17 protein-coding genes and 1 pseudogene are annotated in these 18,403 nt (G+C 38.8%); 5 read left to right on the forward strand and 13 right to left on the reverse strand.

Features of this window, described 5'->3' with window-relative positions; translation table 11 throughout:
* Window positions 1–89: 89 nt before the first annotated feature.
* The 6 genes from IGK53_RS10250 to IGK53_RS10275 form a co-directional block, all read right to left on the reverse strand.
* On the reverse strand, window positions 90–1,037 hold the full coding sequence (locus tag IGK53_RS10250) for an alpha/beta hydrolase (protein WP_002328941.1): 948 nt from the start codon (window positions 1,035–1,037) through the stop codon (window positions 90–92).
* Between the two features lie 154 nt (window positions 1,038–1,191).
* Entirely contained in the window at window positions 1,192–2,436 is a 1,245-nt protein-coding gene (glyA, locus tag IGK53_RS10255; protein WP_002291533.1) for a serine hydroxymethyltransferase, read from the reverse strand.
* 165 nt (window positions 2,437–2,601) lie between these two features.
* Window positions 2,602–3,627, reverse strand: a complete 1,026-nt coding sequence (locus IGK53_RS10260; protein WP_002291530.1) for an L-threonylcarbamoyladenylate synthase — start codon at window positions 3,625–3,627, stop codon at window positions 2,602–2,604.
* Window positions 3,628–3,820: 193 nt separating this feature from the next.
* A complete protein-coding gene (gene prmC / locus IGK53_RS10265) occupies window positions 3,821–4,660 on the reverse strand; it encodes a peptide chain release factor N(5)-glutamine methyltransferase (RefSeq protein WP_002291522.1) in 840 nt (279 codons plus the stop codon).
* Window positions 4,653–5,726: a peptide chain release factor 1 gene (gene prfA, locus IGK53_RS10270; RefSeq protein WP_002291519.1), complete on the reverse strand. Its 1,074-nt coding sequence runs from the start codon at window positions 5,724–5,726 to the stop codon at window positions 4,653–4,655. The genes prmC and prfA overlap by 8 nt, the downstream gene beginning before the upstream one ends.
* Before the next feature lie 2 nt (window positions 5,727–5,728).
* Window positions 5,729–6,313, reverse strand: a complete 585-nt coding sequence (locus IGK53_RS10275) for a thymidine kinase (RefSeq protein WP_002291517.1) — start codon at window positions 6,311–6,313, stop codon at window positions 5,729–5,731.
* A gap of 320 nt (window positions 6,314–6,633) precedes the next feature.
* Between IGK53_RS10275 and IGK53_RS10280 the strand changes: the two are divergent.
* Window positions 6,634–7,223 (forward strand): annotated as a pseudogene (locus IGK53_RS10280) (class I SAM-dependent methyltransferase).
* Window positions 7,224–7,344: 121 nt separating this feature from the next.
* Here the strand turns inward: IGK53_RS10280 and lepB are convergent.
* From lepB to IGK53_RS10300, 4 genes are all read right to left on the reverse strand, one after another.
* Complete coding sequence (gene lepB, locus IGK53_RS10285; RefSeq protein ID WP_002291512.1) at window positions 7,345–7,914, reverse strand: signal peptidase I; 570 nt, start codon at window positions 7,912–7,914, stop codon at window positions 7,345–7,347.
* 173 nt (window positions 7,915–8,087) lie between these two features.
* Entirely contained in the window at window positions 8,088–8,855 is a 768-nt protein-coding gene (locus tag IGK53_RS10290) for a DUF6681 family protein (protein ID WP_002291511.1), read from the reverse strand.
* Complete coding sequence (locus IGK53_RS10295) at window positions 8,852–9,331, reverse strand: hypothetical protein (RefSeq protein WP_002291510.1); 480 nt, start codon at window positions 9,329–9,331, stop codon at window positions 8,852–8,854. The genes IGK53_RS10290 and IGK53_RS10295 overlap by 4 nt, the downstream gene beginning before the upstream one ends.
* 124 nt (window positions 9,332–9,455) lie before the next feature.
* Complete coding sequence (locus tag IGK53_RS10300) at window positions 9,456–10,193, reverse strand: epoxyqueuosine reductase QueH (RefSeq protein WP_002291509.1); 738 nt, start codon at window positions 10,191–10,193, stop codon at window positions 9,456–9,458.
* A 160-nt stretch (window positions 10,194–10,353) separates the two neighbouring features.
* On the opposite strand from IGK53_RS10300, the gene IGK53_RS10305 reads away from it, so the two are divergent.
* From IGK53_RS10305 to IGK53_RS10315, 3 genes are all read left to right on the forward strand, one after another.
* Entirely contained in the window at window positions 10,354–11,754 is a 1,401-nt protein-coding gene (locus IGK53_RS10305; protein ID WP_002291505.1) for a TrkH family potassium uptake protein, read from the forward strand.
* Between the two features lie 220 nt (window positions 11,755–11,974).
* Window positions 11,975–13,327, forward strand: coding sequence for a Mur ligase family protein (locus IGK53_RS10310; protein WP_002287244.1), 1,353 nt, complete (start codon window positions 11,975–11,977; stop codon window positions 13,325–13,327).
* A complete protein-coding gene (locus IGK53_RS10315; protein ID WP_002291503.1) occupies window positions 13,320–14,018 on the forward strand; it encodes a type 1 glutamine amidotransferase in 699 nt (232 codons plus the stop codon). Before IGK53_RS10310 ends, IGK53_RS10315 begins: the two co-directional genes overlap by 8 nt.
* Window positions 14,019–14,079: 61 nt before the next feature.
* On the opposite strand, the gene IGK53_RS10320 is transcribed toward IGK53_RS10315, so the two are convergent.
* The 3 genes from IGK53_RS10320 to IGK53_RS10330 are packed head-to-tail and all read right to left on the reverse strand — an operon-like array spanning window position 14,080 to window position 17,462.
* Entirely contained in the window at window positions 14,080–15,231 is a 1,152-nt protein-coding gene (locus tag IGK53_RS10320; protein WP_002291501.1) for a mannitol-1-phosphate 5-dehydrogenase, read from the reverse strand.
* 12 nt (window positions 15,232–15,243) lie between these two features.
* A complete protein-coding gene (locus tag IGK53_RS10325; RefSeq protein ID WP_002291499.1) occupies window positions 15,244–15,681 on the reverse strand; it encodes a PTS sugar transporter subunit IIA in 438 nt (145 codons plus the stop codon).
* Window positions 15,682–15,695: 14 nt separating this feature from the next.
* Window positions 15,696–17,462: a PTS mannitol-specific transporter subunit IIBC gene (locus IGK53_RS10330; RefSeq protein WP_002291496.1), complete on the reverse strand. Its 1,767-nt coding sequence runs from the start codon at window positions 17,460–17,462 to the stop codon at window positions 15,696–15,698.
* Between the two features lie 263 nt (window positions 17,463–17,725).
* On the opposite strand from IGK53_RS10330, the gene IGK53_RS10335 reads away from it, so the two are divergent.
* Window positions 17,726–18,403, forward strand: a complete 678-nt coding sequence (locus IGK53_RS10335; protein ID WP_002291495.1) for an ABC transporter ATP-binding protein — start codon at window positions 17,726–17,728, stop codon at window positions 18,401–18,403.

Below are 18,403 nucleotides of genomic sequence, written 5' to 3' on the forward strand. Positions count from 1 at the left end.
ACAAAATCAAGTGATTGACTAGTCAAACTCGCCATTTTTCCTAAGAAAATCCTTTTTTGAAAAGAAGTTTTCCTGCTGACAAGCAAAGCTTATTCTTTTTCCATGATCCAAGAAGTAGATAATGCCATTGCTGCACGCGCTGCCTTTGTCTGATCCATAGCATTTACCATGACGAAATCATGGATGATTCCTTGGAAGCGTACTTGTGTAACAGGAACCCCTGCATCACGAAGTTTGCGTGCATAAGCCTCGCCTTCCTCTCTTAATACATCCGCTTCTCCTGTCAAAATCATTGCTGGAGGTAGATCTTTTAGTTCATTCAGGTCTGCTCTCAAAGGCGAAGCTGTGATTTCAGCACGTTCTTCTTCATTCGTCGTATATTGATCCCAAAACCATCTCATTCCATCTCTCGTCAAAAAATAGTTTTCTCCGAATTCATGATAGGTATCTGTATCAAAATCAGCGTTGGTAACTGGATAATACAGCAATTGTTTAGATATTGGGAGCCCTTTTCGTTCTTTTGTTAAGATCGTCATGACTGTAGCCATGTTACCACCTACTGAATCTCCTGCAACAATTAGATTCTCGAGATCCAGATTTTTTGACTTGGCTAATTTATTCAGCTGTTGCAACACAGCATAATTTTGTTCAATTGCTGTTGGATATTTCGCTTCAGGTGATCGACTATATTCTGGAAAGACAACGACAGAATTCGTGCGGACCGAAAGTTCTCTTATCAATTTATCATGGGTTTGAGCACTGCCAAAGACCCAACCAGCTCCATGGATATAAAAAATAACTGGTAATTTATCTATATTTCCTTCTGGTCGTACAAAACGAATATTGATTTTTCCCCATTCGCCAGTATCTACCATCAAGTCTTCAATATCAACGGAATATTTGTTCACAGGTGATCCTTGTACTTCTTCCAGTAATGCTCTTCCTTCTTCCGGTGCTAGTTCATAGATTCGCGGATGAGGTGCATTTGCATCACTGAATGCTATGGCTTCCTTTTCTAACGAGATACGATCAGTCATGACTTTTCCTCCCTGAGATTTAATGTGAAGACTAAAATTACACCTCATATACTAGAGAGCATCATCGATATTGTCAAAGAATCCGTTTTCTCCAAAAAAAATAAACAGAAAAGTCCAGCATTGAACTTTTCTGTTTTATATGGAATTTAAATTTTTATTTTTTGTGCAATGGAAATTTTTCAGTTAATTCGCGTACACCTGTTTTGACTTCGTCTAGTTGAGCATTGTCGCCTTTTGCTTGTAATGCTTTGACAACTAATTCAGCCACTTTTACAGCATCTTCTTCTTTGAATCCGCGAGTAGTGATTGCTGGTGTACCGATTCGGATGCCGCTTGTTTTGAATGGACTTAGTGTTTCAAAAGGAATCGAGTTTTTATTTACCGTGATATTCACACTGTCCAAAATACTCTCTGCTTCTTTTCCATTTATACCTAACTCACGAACATCGATCAGCATCAGATGATTATCTGTCGCTCCTGAAATGACTCTTGTTCCGATTGCTTGATTGAATACTTTGACCATTGCTTTTGCATTGGCAATGATTTGTTCACTATATTCTTTAAATGCAGGATCTAGTGCTTCTTTGAATGCCGCTGCCTTCCCAGCAATCACATGCTCTAGAGGTCCGCCTTGAATACCTGGGAAGACCGCACTATTGATTTTTTTCGCTAATGCTTCATCGTTTGTCAAAATCATGCCGCCTCGAGGTCCGCGCAATGTTTTGTGAGTGGTAGTCGTTGTGATATCTGCATAAGGAACTGGATTAGGATGAAGTCCTGCTGCTACTAATCCTGCGATATGTGCCATATCTACCATCAGTTTTGCGCCTACTTCATCTGCGATTTCTCTGAATTTCGCAAAATCGATCGTTCGTCCATAAGCACTGGCACCTGCTACAATCAATTTTGGTTGATGTTTTCTAGCTAAAATACGTACCACATTATAATCAATAACTTCTGTTGTCGGATCAACACCGTAAGCAACAAAGTGATAGGTTTTGCCACTGAAGTTGACTGGTGATCCATGTGTTAGATGTCCGCCTGCGGAAAGATCCATTCCTAAGATCGTGTCCCCTGGTTCTACCAAAGCGAGATAAGCAGCCGTGTTGGCTTGAGAGCCGGAGTGAGGTTGGACGTTCGCAAATTTTGCTCCGAATAATTCTTTTGCACGGTCAATCGCTAAATTTTCAACGATGTCGACAAATTCACATCCACCATAATAGCGATGCCCTGGATAACCTTCTGCGTATTTATTTGTCAAAATACTTCCTTGCGCAGCCATCACTGCTTCGGAGACAAAGTTTTCAGAGGCAATCAGCTCCAAATTATGTTCTTGTCTTTCTTCTTCTTTGGCGATCGCAGCCCAAAGATCAGGGTCAAACGTTTTGTAATCTACCACAAACAACAGCTCCTTTTTATTTTCCTACAATTTTATTTTTCCCATCAAAAACAAATTGCCAAATATTCGTATCTCTTCTATTTACACTTCGTTTTTCGTTCACTGATAGAAGATTTACTTGATAGCATTGTATCATACTAAAAGAATGCGGCAATAACCAATTGATCATTTTTCAAAATAATTTTGCCCAGCTGCTTTTTTCAAGCGATTCATATAAGCATTCCCCAATCCAGTTTCTGGATATACTTGTACAAAAATCAAATCTAATCCAAGTGTTGGTTCATCTAATCCTCTTAGACCTGCAAACAATCCTTTAGCCGCCGCTTCTACTGAGTTGTCGTTATACATATAAACAGCTGCAGTATCTGTCCGCACTTGATCCGCAATTTCGGGGCTTGCTATGACACCTGCACGGATCTTCTTATTTTTTGCCCATTGAACTGCAATTGACCAATCGCTATCTCTGACCATCAGAACACGTGTATCGGGTGAGTAGTGTTTGTATTTCATCCCAGGCGCTTTTGGTGTTTCATTTTCTTTTACAAGATGCTGATCAACAGCAACAGGAGATCCGATGACTGCTTCGATTTGTTCTTTCGTTACTGCACCTGGTCGTAAGATCATAGGCATGGCTGTTGGATTACTTAAATCAAGAACAGTGGATTCTACACCAATTCGCGTAGCTCCATCCTCAATGATCCCGGTAATTTTTCCTTGTAGATCATGGAATACATGATCTGCAGTTGTCGGACTTGGTTTTCCCGACGTATTTGCACTTGGACCGACAAGCGGAACCCCTGAAAGTTCGATTACTTCTAGTGTTTTTTTGTTATCCGGCATACGAAATGCAGCTGTGGATAATCCTCCTGTTACAACTGAGGGCAAGGTGTCTTTTTTGATTTTAAATATCAAAGTTAGTGGTCCAGGCCAGAAGTTCTTCACAATCTTCTCTGTTTCTGGATGAAAGTTGTCCACATACTCTTTTACTTGTTCAAAAGAGGCGACATGGACGATCAATGGATTGTCTTGAGGTCTTCCTTTTACAGAAAACACTTTCTTGACAGTATTGGGCAATAGAGCATTGGCGCCCAATCCATACACTGTTTCAGTAGGAAAAGCAACAAGTTCTCCTGCTTTCAGTGCTTTGGCTGCCTCTTTTAATTCAGTTTCATCATAACGTTTCGTTTCCACAGTTTATCCACAACCCCTTTTTCATACATTCTTGTTTTATCCAACTTTATCCTCAAGTTTTCCACTGTCTGTGGATAATCCATTTGTCAATAGTGGACAAACTTGTTGATAAGCCAAAAAGTCGTTTACATCCTTGTCAAATTAGTGTTTTTTTATAATAAAAAAACAAATAAAAATTTTTTCATCCACAACTTCAACTGTAGACTTGGATCATTCGTTCATTACCAAAAAGATCCTTTTTTATCGCTACTTTTTTATCTGGAAATGCTTGCTGGAATATTTTTTTTACTGCTTCACCTTGGCGAAATCCGATTTCTAAAAAAATCGTTCCATTTGGTTTTAGTACGCTTGGTGCTTCAACTGCTATTTTTTCATAAACAGCTAATCCATCGTTCTCCGCAAAAAGGGCCATCTTAGGTTCGAATGACCGGACACTCTCATCCATCAGTTCCCATTCATTCCGACTGATGTACGGCGGATTAGAAATAATCACATCAAATCGCCGATCCTGTACTGGTTCCAATGTATTCCCATGGTAAAAACTGATTTTCGTTCCTTCGTGCTGAGCATTTTCTTTCGCGACTTCTAACGCTTCTTCAGAAAGATCTACGGCAGATACATGCCAATTTTTTCTTGCTGCTTTCAAACTAATAGCAATCGCCCCAGTACCTGTCCCAATATCTATCACTTCCAATGGTACATCAGGCGTCTCGTCTAAACACCACTCCACTAACTCTTCTGTTTCTGGTCGAGGAATCAGTGTTGCTTCGGTTACCTTCAACCGATGATCATAAAAATCTGCATATCCTAGCAAATACTGAGGCGGATGATCTGCAAGCAGAAGTCGCAGATCTGTTTCGATCAACTGTTGTTCTTCTTCTGAAATCTCTTCGTTCATATGAAGGAGCCAATCAAGTTTTTTCCATTGTTTCCGTTCCAAAAATAAAAATTGGATACTGTATGCTTCTTTTCCATGATCCTCTAAAAAAGAAGAAGCCCGTGACAGGACTTCTCGATAGGTCATTTTACCCATTTTGCATAGCTTCCAGTTTTGATGTTTGATCATACATGATCAATGCATCAACGATTTCATCTAATTTCCCTGCTAAAATCTGATCTAATTTTTGGATAGTTAATCCGATACGGTGATCAGTCACGCGATTTTGCGGGAAATTATATGTCCGAATCCGTTCTGAACGATCCCCAGTTCCGACTGCTGATTTTCGATTGGCATCATATTCACTTTGTGCTTCTTGTTGGATCTTATCATACACACGAGCACGCAAGATTTTCATTGCTTTTTCACGATTCTTGATCTGAGAACGTTCATCCTGCATAGCAACGACGATCCCTGTTGGTAAGTGAGTCAAACGTACAGCAGATGCTGTTTTATTGACGTGCTGTCCGCCAGCACCTGAAGCATGATAGATATCTGTGCGGATATCTTTGTCTTCAATATCGATCTCTACTTCTTCAGCTTCTGGCATCACGACAACTGTTGCTGTGGAAGTATGGATACGCCCTTGCGATTCAGTTGAAGGAACACGTTGGACACGGTGTGCACCACTTTCATATTTTAATTTCGAATAAACATTCTCTCCGGTAATCATCATGATCACTTCTTTGTATCCACCGATTCCGGTAACGTTCGCTTCCATCACTTCTGTTTTCCAACCTTGCGCTTCAGCATACTTTTGGTACATATTGAAAAGATCACCCGCGAATAAGGCTGCTTCGTCTCCACCTGCTGCTCCACGGATTTCCATGATGATATTTTTATCGTCATTTGGATCTTTTGGTAAAAGCAGGATCTTGATTTTTTCTTCTAAGACTTCTTTTTCTTTTTTTAACTCAGATAATTCTTCTTTTGCTAATTCAGCCATTTCATCATCCAGTTTTTCACCAAGCAGTTCTTCTGTATCGGTGATTCCTTGTACTACTTCTTTATAACGACGATAAACTTCGACTGTTTCGCGCGTGTTTGCTTCTTCTTTTGAAAGCTGCATAAAGCGCTTTGTATCAGAAATCACTTCTGGGTCGCTTAAAAGTTCTCCAAGCTCTTCATAACGGTCTTCAATTGATTGTAATTGATCGTACATGCTTATTCTCCTTCTGTAATCATTGATGGATGAAAGTAATGTTTTCGACAAACGGGGTAATAAGCTTCATTTCCGCCAATTTGCACTTGATCGCCTTCATAAACAGGTTTCCCATCAATATAATGTAAATTCATGATTGCTTTTTTGTGGCAGAACCAACAGATCGTTTTCATTTCTTCAATCTTGTCTGCGTAAAGCAATAAATATTTTGATCCTTCAAATAACTCGTTTCGAAAATCATTTTTCAAACCAAACGCCATAACCGGAATATCCAATTCATCCACGATTCTCGTAAAAGCAATGACATGTTTCTTTTTTAAGAACTGCGCTTCATCGATCAGCACACAATAGGGTTTGCTTTCCATGTTCTGAATCACGTCAAATACGTCTGTTTCTTCAAATATCGGCATTGCTTCACGTTTCAGTCCGATTCGGCTTGAAACAACGCCTAAACCATCTCTCGTATCAATACCGCTTGTCATCAAGACAACTGGTTTGTTTTGTTCTTCATAATTATGAGCGACTTTTAGGATCTCGATCGTCTTGCCGCTATTCATTGCGCCATACTTAAAAAATAGTTGTGCCATGCTCTTTTTCACCTTCCAGTTTGTTCCTATGGTATTATACTTGATTTTCAACATTTTTTACAGTGAGAATTTTCATCAAGCACAGATTATCGTTCAAATCCCTTGCTTACTTTTGTTCCAACTTTTTGACAGGAACTAAATAAGGCGATCCATTTCTCTCATCTTTCTGGAAAAATTTCTGTCCTTGAAAATTCTTAGGAGTTATAAAAATAAGTACATCCGCTAAATACTTTCTTTTTGAATTGAGTATAGCATGTTTTCTTTCTTTTCACGTGCTATAATAAGTTAAAATTCCAAAGTTTTATGTAAGGAGCTATTTGATGACAAAAAATATTTTTGATTCCATCGCTAACCATTATGATTCCCCTGACCGTCAAGCATTAGCCAAAATTATTCGCGAAGAACTAACTACTTATCTACCGCGCGACAGCCACCAAAAAGTCCTGCTGGATTATGGAGGCGGAACTGGGCTTGTGAGTTTACCGCTTGCGGAAAGATTCAAAGAACTGATCATTGCCGATGCTTCAGAAACTATGTTGAAAATGGCAGAAGAAAAGATCCAAGCAGCAGATCTGAAAAATGTCCGCACGATCCACGCTGATGCCTCTGTCGAATTTCCTGCTGTCCCCTTCTATCACTCGTACTTTTGCACATTCCCGATACAGAGACTATTCTCATGAAACTTTACGAACTTTTAGCTCCTGGCGGTCAACTGATTATTGTAGATTTTGACAAGAATGAACAAATCAGTCATCCGAAAGTCCATAATGGTTTTACCCAAGAAGAATTGAACGATCGATTGAAAAAAACTGGCTTTGTCTCTACTGCTAGTCATACTTTTCATCGTGGAGAAAAGCTATTCATGAATAAACATGCGTCGCTTTTCTTATCCATCAGCCAAAAAGATTAAAAAGAAGCTGTGACAAAAATATGTCACAGCTTCTTTTTTCGTTTAAACGGTGTTCCAAAAGCAGCTTCTTATTTCTTGAAGCTGACCACTTCTGTCACAACCTCTTCTTTTTATTTTTTCATCAAATGATTTTGATTTCTGAAAGAGGCCAGTAGCGGAAAACAACTTTGCCTTGGATCATATCTTTGTCGACTAACCCAAACATTCGGCTGTCTTTTGAAATCAAACGGTTATCCCCCAGAACAAGATACTTTCCTTTCGGCACAGTATATTCAAAATCGCTCGTAAAGGTAGAGGCACTTTCTGCTTGTGCTTGGAACCCTGAACTATAAGCATACTCTCCTTGTAACTTATCTTTTGAAAATTCTTTTTTGAACTTATCTAGATAAGGCTCATCATACTTTTTGCCATTAATGGTCAACTGGTCATTTTCCATCTTGACTGTGTCCCCAGGCATACCAATGATTCGTTTAACGATCATTCGTTCTTCATCCCCTGGTTCCTTCGTAGTAATAATGTCCATTCGTTCATAGTTCGAGATTTTAGATGAAATCAGTCGTTGTCCATCACTTAATGTAGGGTCCATCGAATGTCCGTTTACAGTGACTGGTGTAAACACGTACACTCTAGCTAATAAAATAGCCGCTAATACAAGGATCAGAATCCCCCAATTTTTCAAAAATTCTTTCACAGCTTACCTCCTACTTATATTTCCTCGTTATTTATTACATTTTTTTACGATATTTCGTTGTACTCTCTTTATTCTACAATGTTTATAAATGAAAGGAAAGAATAAGTGACGTGTTCGTTCTATTTTTCTCGTTATATAAAAAAGGGGCATGACAAAAGTCATGTCACATCCCCTTATGAATGTCTTCTTCTTTGGCTCCGACTATAAACAACTTGTTCTTCTTGTGATTGTGCTTTTTTTGCAATTAATTTCAGGCGATAAGGCTCATGATAACGCAACCCGTCTTTGACAAAATCACCGCCAACGATGAACAATCCGACAGGTTCCAATGTGTCTTCTGTTGAGCTCAGTCGAATGGTCCCTACTTTTTCCATGTCCGAGTAGCTTCGTCCAATATTTAGAACATACTCTTTCTCACCTGTTTTCTTGACATAGTAATAAGGATACAATGTATTTCTGTCGACCAAAAATCCATCCATGCGACCGAGTTCATTTGTTTTGATCTCACCATTTCCAATCAAATACCGCATATTCTCGGCTAATTTCAATTGGTAATCTTCGTCATACGAAACCATGACCTCTTGTGTATTCACTTTATCGATCGAATTTCCATTATTGATCGTTTCTTCTGTCTGGATGTTGAACGCTTCATCAGGCAAATACTTCACAAAAAGCTGCGTGACATCGGCTTTCGTGTTTTTATCTAAAAAGTAATAAAATACATTTAAAACAGTAAAATAAACAAGCACTAGAAATGCAAGTCCATATAAGAAAAATTGAAGATAGTTTTGGTTTTGCCAAAGTCCATAAACAATTCTCAATAAATAAAGCGTGGGAATCACACTTAAAATCGTATATCCACGGTTAAGATATTTAGGACTGATGTCTAAATAGCCAAGGAATTTATGCACCCCGTTGATAAGGTCTAGTAAAAATGTCATTGAGAATCACCTGCTTGCTGGTTATACGCTTGGGTATTTCCTGAATCTTGGTTTTGCTGTGCTGTACGTGCTGCATCATCATTTTGCGTGTTATCATCTACAGTCGTACTGCTTGGTATCGTTTCGGAGCTAGCACTTGTATCCGGACTTGTACTTGGATTGGTTGAATCCGATGGAGTGCCATCTGGTACCGTATTACTTGTTTCGCTTGAGCTGTCAGTTGTATATGTCTCATCATACGACGAACTAGTTGTTGTATCGTCCCATGTACTTGTCGTAGTGGTTTCATTCAAACTTTCCGTTGTTGTTGGTTCAGATGTCGAGACTGAAGTAGTTGGTGTTGTTTCTTCTACAGTACTAGAACTTGAACTTGGTGCACGGTAGCTGGAACTATTCACAATACCTGTAGTAGTCGCGACAATCGTCGAGATTGTTAATACAGCGATTGGCTTCAAAATAGGTGCTACTTTTCGCATCTTATCTCTTCCTTCATTGAAATTTATTCTTGTTTCCTTACTTTACTACGGACAAATTATACAGTCTACCTTATTTCTATCATAAATTCTTTATTTTTTTCTTACGTTTTTCCGAAAGATTTCTTTAATTTTCATCCAAAACTACGGTCGATGTTTTTAAGTAAGCTTTTGCTTCCCGATTGATTTTTTTCAGATCACATCCTTGCTGCTTGGCAGCGAACACGCAACCACAATAACATTGGCGATAGATATCATACTCTTTGCACATTTGCAAAGAGCGTTCATAGCCTTTGTTTTTCTTGAAATCACTTGGCAAATATCGTGTCCCGTAAATCTTTTGGATATCCATTCCGATTTGATTGATCAAGGCTGCATTTTTCTTTGGTGAGATCGTCAGGGCACTTCCAAAATAATCGTATCCTAGTTCTTGCGCTTTTTGCGCAACAAGATCTAATCGCGTATTGAAGCATGCACTACAGCGAGCACCACCTTCTTTTTCGTCTTCAAGATGGTTGGTTAAAACCATTTTGGTGAATTCACTTGGACGGTATTCATCAACAATCAGCGCTACATGATGGTCAGTTTTCTCATTAAATTGGTCTACAAATCGTTTTTGTTCATGTAATCTCCGCAAATACTCACTTTTAGGATGGATATTCGAATTTGAAAAAAATAACGTGATATCTGCATACTGAGACATGAATTCCAATGTGTGCGTACTGCAAGGAGCACAGCATGTATGTATTAATATCTTAGGCTTTACTTCTTCTTTCTCCCATTGCATGATCATTTTTTTCAGAACTGTATCATAATTTATTTTTTGATTTTTCATTTTTTCTACGATTTGTTGGGCATTGATCAATTTGTTATTCCTCCTCCTTCTTTTTTCTAGGATTTGCTTTATTATAAGCCATTTCTATTTTAATCGAAAGCTGTATTGTTATCTGTTCAATAATTTCTTTGAGTATTCCTGATTCCCCTTGTATACTGGTAGAAACGACTATTGTCAGGAGGATAGTACTGTGCATGTTGATTTATTCTTTCAAAGGCTGCAGCGGCGAGGACAAAAGTTTGCTGCCAATCATTTCTCATCGATCCAAATCATCGTTTTTTATTATATATTGATGACGGTCTTATCACTCGTTCTATTTTATCTGCCGATTTTTCGCGAACCAGATAGCCATGTTTCTTTTGTGGACATGCTGTTCATGGCAATCAGTACAGTGAGTGTGACTGGACTATCGACTTTTGATATCAATTCTGTGTTCAATGATAACGGCATTATACTGCTGGAAATATTATTTCAAGTTGGTGGTTTGGGGATCATGATGATTTCTACTGCTTTTGTCATTTTTTCTAAACGACGAATCACATTGAAACAGCGGCAGCTGATCATGACGGATATGAATCAACCGCGTTTGTCTGGTATCGTCCGACTGATTCGGATCACTTTTGCTATTTTAATCTGGTTTCAATTACTTTTTGGGACATTCTTTTCTATTTATTTTTATTACAGAGGCTATTTTGATCGTTGGCGTGATGCCGTTTTTTATGGTTTTTATCAGGCGGTATCGGCTGTCACGAACTCTGGATTTGACGTCACTGGGGATTCCATCAAGCCCTTTGCACATGACTATTTTTTCTTGATTCTGATCATGTTTTTGATTTTTGTCGGCGGAATTGGTTTTCCTGTATTGATGGAGTGCCGGGAGTGGCTGTTATATAAACGTTCCAGTGCAAAGCTTCCATTTCGTTTTTCCTTGTTTACCAAATTAGCTGTGTTGGCTTTTGTCATCTTGTTCGTTTCGGGAACTATCTTAATTTATCTATTGGAAAAGGACCATTTATTCCAAGATTCCAGTATGAGTGTCAAATGGATCAATTCGATGTTTTATTCGATCACGACTCGTAATGCCGGTCTCCAGATTCACGATTTGAGTGATTTTCAGATTACGACACTGATTATTTTTTCTTTACTGATGTTTATCGGATGCAGTCCTAGTTCTGTAGGAGGCGGGATTCGAACAACTACTGTAGCGATCATCGGTTTGTATCTATACTCCTTCCTCAAGAGTGAGGATAATATCAATATTTTTGGACGAAGAATCGAACAAGATGATGTGCGAAAGTCAGTCGTTGTCTTTATGCTTTCTCTTGGTATGTGTTTCTTTTGTATCGTTTTTTTATCTGCTACAGAGGAACAAACACTGATCTCGATCATCGTCGAAGTAACTTCTGCTTTTGGAACAACTGGTTTGTCCTTAGGAATTACCGGCGACTTGTCTGTTGTAGGGAAAATTACGATTGCTGCCCTGATGTTTATTGGGCGGATTGGAATGCTGTATACATTGATGCTGTTCGTACCAAAAGAAACCCGAGATCTGGGCTATGAATATCCAAGTGAGAAAATCATTATTGGTTAATAATGAAAAGACCGATGAGGAGTAATAAAATCACAGCAGCTTGAAACAATCATTTTGTTTCAAGCTGTTTTTTTGTTAAATCATGCGGTTTTGTCCGATTTCATGCACTTTCAGCCGTAACCTTTTCTTAAGAATAAGAAAAGCAATTTAACCTTTTTTTCAACATATGGTATGATTAGTTGAATTTATTCGTCAGCAAATCGTTTTTGGAGGTTACATAATGGGAATACGCAGTCATTTTGCGATTGCAGTTGGGAAAACGTCGCAATGGGCATTAAAAACTTTTTTTAAAGGCGGATCAAGTTTACCAGGTAAACTAGCGCTGAAAGTCGATCCACATATACTAGATAGCTTGGCAAAAGACTACCAAGTCGTCGTTGTTACCGGAACAAACGGTAAAACATTGACTACCGCTTTAACAGTCAATATTTTGCGCCAGCAATTCGATGAAGTTCTAACCAACCCTACTGGTGCGAATATGGTACAGGGAATTGTATCGACTTTCTTGCAGGCAAAACCAAAAAAAGGACAGAAAAAATTTGCTGTCCTAGAAATAGATGAAGCAAGTTTGAGCAAAGTCACAGAATATATGAAACCAGAACTATTTTTATTTACAAATATTTTCCGTGATCAAATGGATCGGTATGGAGAAATTTATACGACCTATAAAATGATTGTAGACGGTGCTGCAAAGTCACCAAATGCAACGATTATCAGTAACGGTGATTCACCGATCTTCAATTCGATCGAAACAGTTAATCCTAGAAAATATTATGGCTTTGACCATGAAGAAGATCGTGAACAAATGGCGCATTACAATACAGACGGTGTCTTGTGTCCAAATTGTCATCACATCCTGCATTATAAAATGATCACTTATGCAAACTTAGGAAAATATTACTGTCCAAATTGTGACTTCAAACGACCTGAACTGGATTACCGATTGACTGATATGGTACGGATGGACAATGTTTCAGCAGATTTTGTGATCGATGGTCATGAATATGGAATCGAAGTTGGTGGTATGTATAACGTCTACAACGCTTTAGCAGCTACTGCAGTGGCGGAGTACTTCAATGTCGATCCTGATAAAATCAAACAAGGGTTAGGATATGACGAGAAAGTGTTCGGCCGACAAGAAGTCATCAATATCAATGGAAAAAAATGTACATTAGTACTTGTCAAAAATCCTGTAGGTATCAATCAAGTAATCGATATGATTGGTCTAGCTCCTTATCCATTTTCTTTAGTGGCTTTATTGAATGCCAATTACGCAGACGGAATCGATGTCAGCTGGATTTGGGATGGTAATTTTGAAAACTTTGCCGATATGGATATCCCAGCCGTTATTTCTGGAGGAGACCGTCATACAGATATGACTTTACGTCTGAAAGTTGCCGGGATTCCAGAAAATAAATTGACAGAAACAAAAGAATTACCAGAAGTAATCGAAAAAATCAAAGAATTGCCAACTGAACATGTCTATATCTTAGCTACTTACACTGCTGTATTGCAGCTGCGTAAAGAACTAGCGGCTCAAGGATTTATCAAAGGAGGAATGAATCGTGGCTAATTATGAACTCAATATCGCCCACCTTTATGGAAATTTGATGAACACATATGGCGATAACGGAAACCTTTTGATGTTGAAATATGTAGCAGAAAAAATGGAGGTTTCTTGCCATACGGAGATCGTTAGTATACATGAACCTTTTGATGCTGATAAATATGACCTGGTTTTCTTTGGCGGTGGTCAAGACTTTGAGCAACTGATCATTTCAAAAGACATCCAGAAAAAGAAAGATTCTTTGATCAACTATATCGAAAATGATGGTGTCATGTTAGCCATTTGCGGTGGTTATCAATTGCTAGGTCACTACTACATGGGAGCCAACGGAGAAAAGATCCAAGGTATCAGTGCACTGGATCACTACACATTAAGTCAGGAAAATAACCGGTTTATCGGTGACATTGTCATCCATAATGAAGAATTCAATGAAACTTATTATGGATTTGAAAACCACAATGGTCGGACTTTCTTAGGTGAAGGTGAACGGCCTTTGGGGAAAGTGGTACAAGGTCAAGGAAACAATGGGGAAGATCAATCCGAAGGTGTCATTTACCGAAATGTCTTCGGTTCTTATTTCCACGGACCTATCCTTGCAAGAAATGAGAAATTAGCAGCTCGCTTGATCCGCCTAGCTTTAGAACAACGTTACGGTAAAGAGTTGGACCTGCCCTATCTTGAAGGACAAACAGCCTAGTTATTCGAAAAAGGGGAATGTGACAAAAGTTGCGTCACATTTCCCTTTTTCGTATCCTATTTTAAGCGACTTGCTTGGCATAACGGTTCACGTTTTGCTTGATATTCCCAATTGTTTTCGGATCATTGATTCCTGTGACTTCTTGGATCAATTGTTCCAAGTTTTCATGGATCTTCATTTCATGCAGTTGACGGCTTTGTTCATCTTCAGGATCATAGTAATTAAAAATAATACCCATTGTTGCCGTCAAATGTGGACAAGTCAAGTTATGTTCTTGCAGTTCTCTCACTGGCCGTGTAAACCGTTCTTGATAACCTAGCTTACGTAATGGTGTCCGAGCGACACGTGTGATCGCATCAGAGATATATTTGTTTTGGAAGCGATGGATGATTTTTTCAATATACGCATGATGCTGCTCTGCATCAAACCCCCATTTGGCAATCAGCAAACTTCCTGTTTCCTGCAGAACTGATTTTAATTGTGCCACAACTAACGCATCTTGCATTGCTTCATCAATGGTCTGGTAACCTAACAAGGCACCTGTATAAGCGACAGTCGCATGACCAGTATTGACACTAAATAATTTGCGTTCGATATATGGTTCTAGATCATCTACATATAAAACCCCTTTTAATTGGATTTCTTTATTTTTTCTTTGGCTATCGTCAATGACCCATTCCTTGAAAGGTTCTACTTGGACGAATAAAGGATCTTCATGGTGTTGTAATGGGACGATTCGATCGACTGCTGCATTTGGAAAGCCGATATATTTGTCAGTAAATGATGTTTCTGGAAGATATTTATACACTTCTTTTTCTAGAAATGCTGAACCGCCAATCATGTTTTCACAGGCAATGATATCTAAAGGTGTTGTGTTTCCTTCCATTTCTCTTTCTTGGATCCCTTTTGCAATCAACTCGGCAATAAAAGGTAAGATATTCGGGCCAATGGCGGTAGTAACTAAATCTGCTTCAGCGATTTCTTGGATTACTTTTTCTGGATTTGTTTGATTGTTGATTCCTTTGACATTTTTTACAGTGATTCTTTCTTTTGATTCATCTGCTAATTCGATTTCGTATTCTTTTCTTTCATTTAAAGCATCAACGATCGTGTGATTCACATCTACGAAAGTAATCTCAAATCCATTAGCTGCCAAAATTTCTCCAATAAATCCTCGACCGATATTTCCTGCACCAAAATGTACTGCTCTCATTTTTCTCTCTCCTTAAGCAATTGCTAGATTTTCCGTTACTTCTTCTTTGCTGAGCGCGTCTGCTAGTTGGACAACATTGTCCATATCACTGCAATAAAGTGCGATTTGCTGTACAAGTTGCAGATGCTCATCGCCGACTCCTGCTATACCGAACAAAACAGTCGCAATCTTTTCTTCTTCTTCCGTACCAAAATTGACACCGTCTGGCACCTGTACGACACAAATGCCGGATTTTTTCACATATTTTTTTGCTTCATCTGTTCCATGAGGAATCGCGATAAAATTCCCCATGTAAACAGATAACATGTTGTCTCTTTCTACCATGGCATCGATATATTCCTCATCAACGCATCCTGCTTCTACAAGCTTTTGACCGCAATAGCGGATCGCTTCTTCTTTGGTTTTAAATGATCGATTGAGTTCGATCATGTCGAATGGCAAACTTTGCATGCTGTTTTCCTCCCTTAAGCTGTCTGTTTCAAATATTGTGCAATTGATTCAAATTTTTGTGGGTTGACCATGCTATTAACCGATAAATGAATGGATTGCGGTGCAGCCATCCGTGCTTTTTCTGCTAAACTCTCTTTGGCTACGATCAGTGAATCAGGTTCCCCTTTTAACTCCTGGATGTTGACTTTTCGTAACGGGATAGTTAAATGGTTCTTGTCTAATATATCTTTGAGCACGGTCATCCCCATTGTTGCTGATCCCGAACGATCATCGTGAACAAGTAGGATCTCTTTGATTTGTTTGATGTTTGCTGAAAGAAACTCTTCTGTTGGCTCGTTCTTAGTTTCAGAAGCTGATGGTTCCTGTTTGCTGCTCAATTCTTGAATGATTTCATCATATCGAGGTGAATTCAAAAAGTTTTCTACTGAGACAAAACGCGCGTTCGGTGCTTTTTGTTTTGCTCTTTCTTGTAGTTCGACCTGAGTAACGATCAATGTATTCGAGTCATCTGTCAGTTGGCTGATTGCTTGGTTAGTCACCGTTTGAGGCAAGTCTGCTTCCTGTACTTTTTTTCTCAAGATCGAAGCGCCCATCGCACTTGATCCCATCCCTGCATCACAAGCAAAAATGATTTTTTGTACGCCAGATAGCGCAGTTCCTTGAGGAATACCTTGGGCACCTTTAGATGCTTGTTTAGCTGCTTTTGTCTCTTGCACAGACTTTTCAAAGTCTTCATTTGTATCTTTCGCGTCCGCTTTCAAAATCACTGCAGAAATACCGAATGAAACAGCTGCGGCAACAATCACGCCCAAAATAACAGGAAGGTAAGAATTGAACGGTGTCATTGCTAGAATCGCAATGATCGACCCTGGAGAAGCTGGCGCTCTTAGTCCAGCATCCATCAATTGGAAAATGAAACTTCCTGACATTCCTCCGCCTATAACTGATAAGAATAATAACGGTTTCATCATGACGTAAGGAAAATAGATTTCATGAATCCCACCTAAAAAGTGGATAATCATGGCACCTGGTGCTGAAGATTTTGCTGCTCCTTTGCCAAACAAAGTAAAAGCAAGTAATACGCCAAGTCCTGGACCAGGATTTGCTTCAAGCAAGAATAGAATAGATTTTCCTGCATCTGCTACTTGTTCAGTTCCCAATGGTGTCAAAATCCCATGGTTGATTGCATTATTCAAAAATAAGATTTTTGCTGGTTCAATAAAAATACTTGTCAATGGAATCAAATGGGCAGATAAAATGATCTCTACACCTTTTGCCATTGCTTGAGTCAATGCATCGACAACTGGACCAATCGCAGAAAAACCTAATAACGCTAATCCAAAACCGATAAGACCTGCTGAAAAATTATTGACCAACATTTCAAAACCGGATTTGATCCGTTTTTGGAACAGCTGATCAAATTTCTTGATGGCATATCCACCAAGAGGTCCCATGATCATCGCACCTAGCATCATTGGAATATCTGTTCCGACAATCACACCCATCGTTGCAATTGCTCCCACAACTGATCCGCGGTCACCAGCAATTACTTTTCCGCCAGTATAGCCGATCAATAAAGGAATCAGATAAGTTAGCATCGGGCTTACCATGGTAGCGAAAGCTTCATTTGGCAAATAACCATCTGGGATAAATAAAGCCGTTAACACACCCCAAGCAATCAGTGCTCCAATGTTTGGCATGACCATGCTTGATAAGGTACTGCCTAATTTTTGTACCCTCGCTTTTAGCGAAATGTTGTTTTTGGGAATCGTCCGTTCCATTTTGTCTCTTCCTCTCTCCTTTTGATACTCTAATTGTATCCGCTTACTAAAAAGAGAAATAGTCGTACTTTGGCACGAAATTTTGTGCCCAAGGTTTGAGGATATCAGCAAAATAAAAAAATTTCGGGATCAGCAAACTTTACTTTTAAATAAACATGTTATTTTAACTTTTTTATAATATGTAAATAATAACTTTTTTCAGCATTTTATTTGGATATTTTTTGTTTTATTATGATATTAAAATTTATATTGGAGGCCTATCTATGACATTACTGATCAAAAACATGAACATGAAACGTGGTAAAAAACGTGTGATTCGACAATTGGATCTTTTAGTAGAATCAGGAGAAGTAGCTGCTTTGATTGCCCCGAACGGATTTGGCAAAACAACTTTGCTGAATGGCATTGCCCAACTGCTGCCAACAACTTATGATCAATTGTCCCTTCACAACATCTCTCCTACTGCTTATACAGATTATCGCCGGTCTTTCTTTTTTCTAGAATCAACGAATCAGTTATCCGACTATCTAACGGCTGTTGATTATTTGACTTTGATCAAATACTATTGGCAGAGCAAAGTAGAATACCAAACTGTTTTCCAACGATTGAAGATGACTGAGTACCTTACTTTGCCGATTGGAAAAATGTCTCTAGGAATGAAACAACATGTCTTGCTTGCTGCTTACTTGATCAGTGATTCATCTGTCATGTTATTCGATGAACCGTTGAACGGGTTAGACCCAGGAAGTATTGATATCTTGAATAGGCTGATCAGACAATGGCAGAAAGAGGGGAAGACGATTCTTCTTTCTTCCCACGCTATCGCGAATATCCAATCGATTTGTTCTAAAGCATGTTTTCTAAAAAATGGAGAAATCGTCACAGAATCCTCAAATATGGAAGAGATTTTAGCTATTTATCGTAAATTGTATGAGGTGTAA

This window comes from Enterococcus sp. DIV1224 (assembly GCF_050555455.1).
Lineage (GTDB): Bacteria > Bacillota > Bacilli > Lactobacillales > Enterococcaceae > Enterococcus_B > Enterococcus_B lactis.

Coding starts and splice junctions, on each gene's coding strand:
- IGK53_RS10325 (WP_002291499.1), bottom strand. CDS start 15,681: ATGCAAAGTTTGCCATTCGACATGATCGAACTCAATCGATCATTTAAA.
- IGK53_RS10335 (WP_002291495.1), top strand. CDS start 17,726: ATGACATTACTGATCAAAAACATGAACATGAAACGTGGTAAAAAACGT.
- IGK53_RS10320 (WP_002291501.1), bottom strand. CDS start 15,231: ATGAGAGCAGTACATTTTGGTGCAGGAAATATCGGTCGAGGATTTATT.
- IGK53_RS10275 (WP_002291517.1), bottom strand. CDS start 6,313: ATGGCACAACTATTTTTTAAGTATGGCGCAATGAATAGCGGCAAGACG.
- prmC (WP_002291522.1), bottom strand. CDS start 4,660: ATGGGTAAAATGACCTATCGAGAAGTCCTGTCACGGGCTTCTTCTTTT.
- IGK53_RS10310 (WP_002287244.1), top strand. CDS start 11,975: ATGGGAATACGCAGTCATTTTGCGATTGCAGTTGGGAAAACGTCGCAA.
- IGK53_RS10330 (WP_002291496.1), bottom strand. CDS start 17,462: ATGGAACGGACGATTCCCAAAAACAACATTTCGCTAAAAGCGAGGGTA.
- prfA (WP_002291519.1), bottom strand. CDS start 5,726: ATGTACGATCAATTACAATCAATTGAAGACCGTTATGAAGAGCTTGGA.
- IGK53_RS10250 (WP_002328941.1), bottom strand. CDS start 1,037: ATGACTGATCGTATCTCGTTAGAAAAGGAAGCCATAGCATTCAGTGAT.
- IGK53_RS10290 (WP_002291511.1), bottom strand. CDS start 8,855: ATGACATTTTTACTAGACCTTATCAACGGGGTGCATAAATTCCTTGGC.
- IGK53_RS10295 (WP_002291510.1), bottom strand. CDS start 9,331: ATGCGAAAAGTAGCACCTATTTTGAAGCCAATCGCTGTATTAACAATC.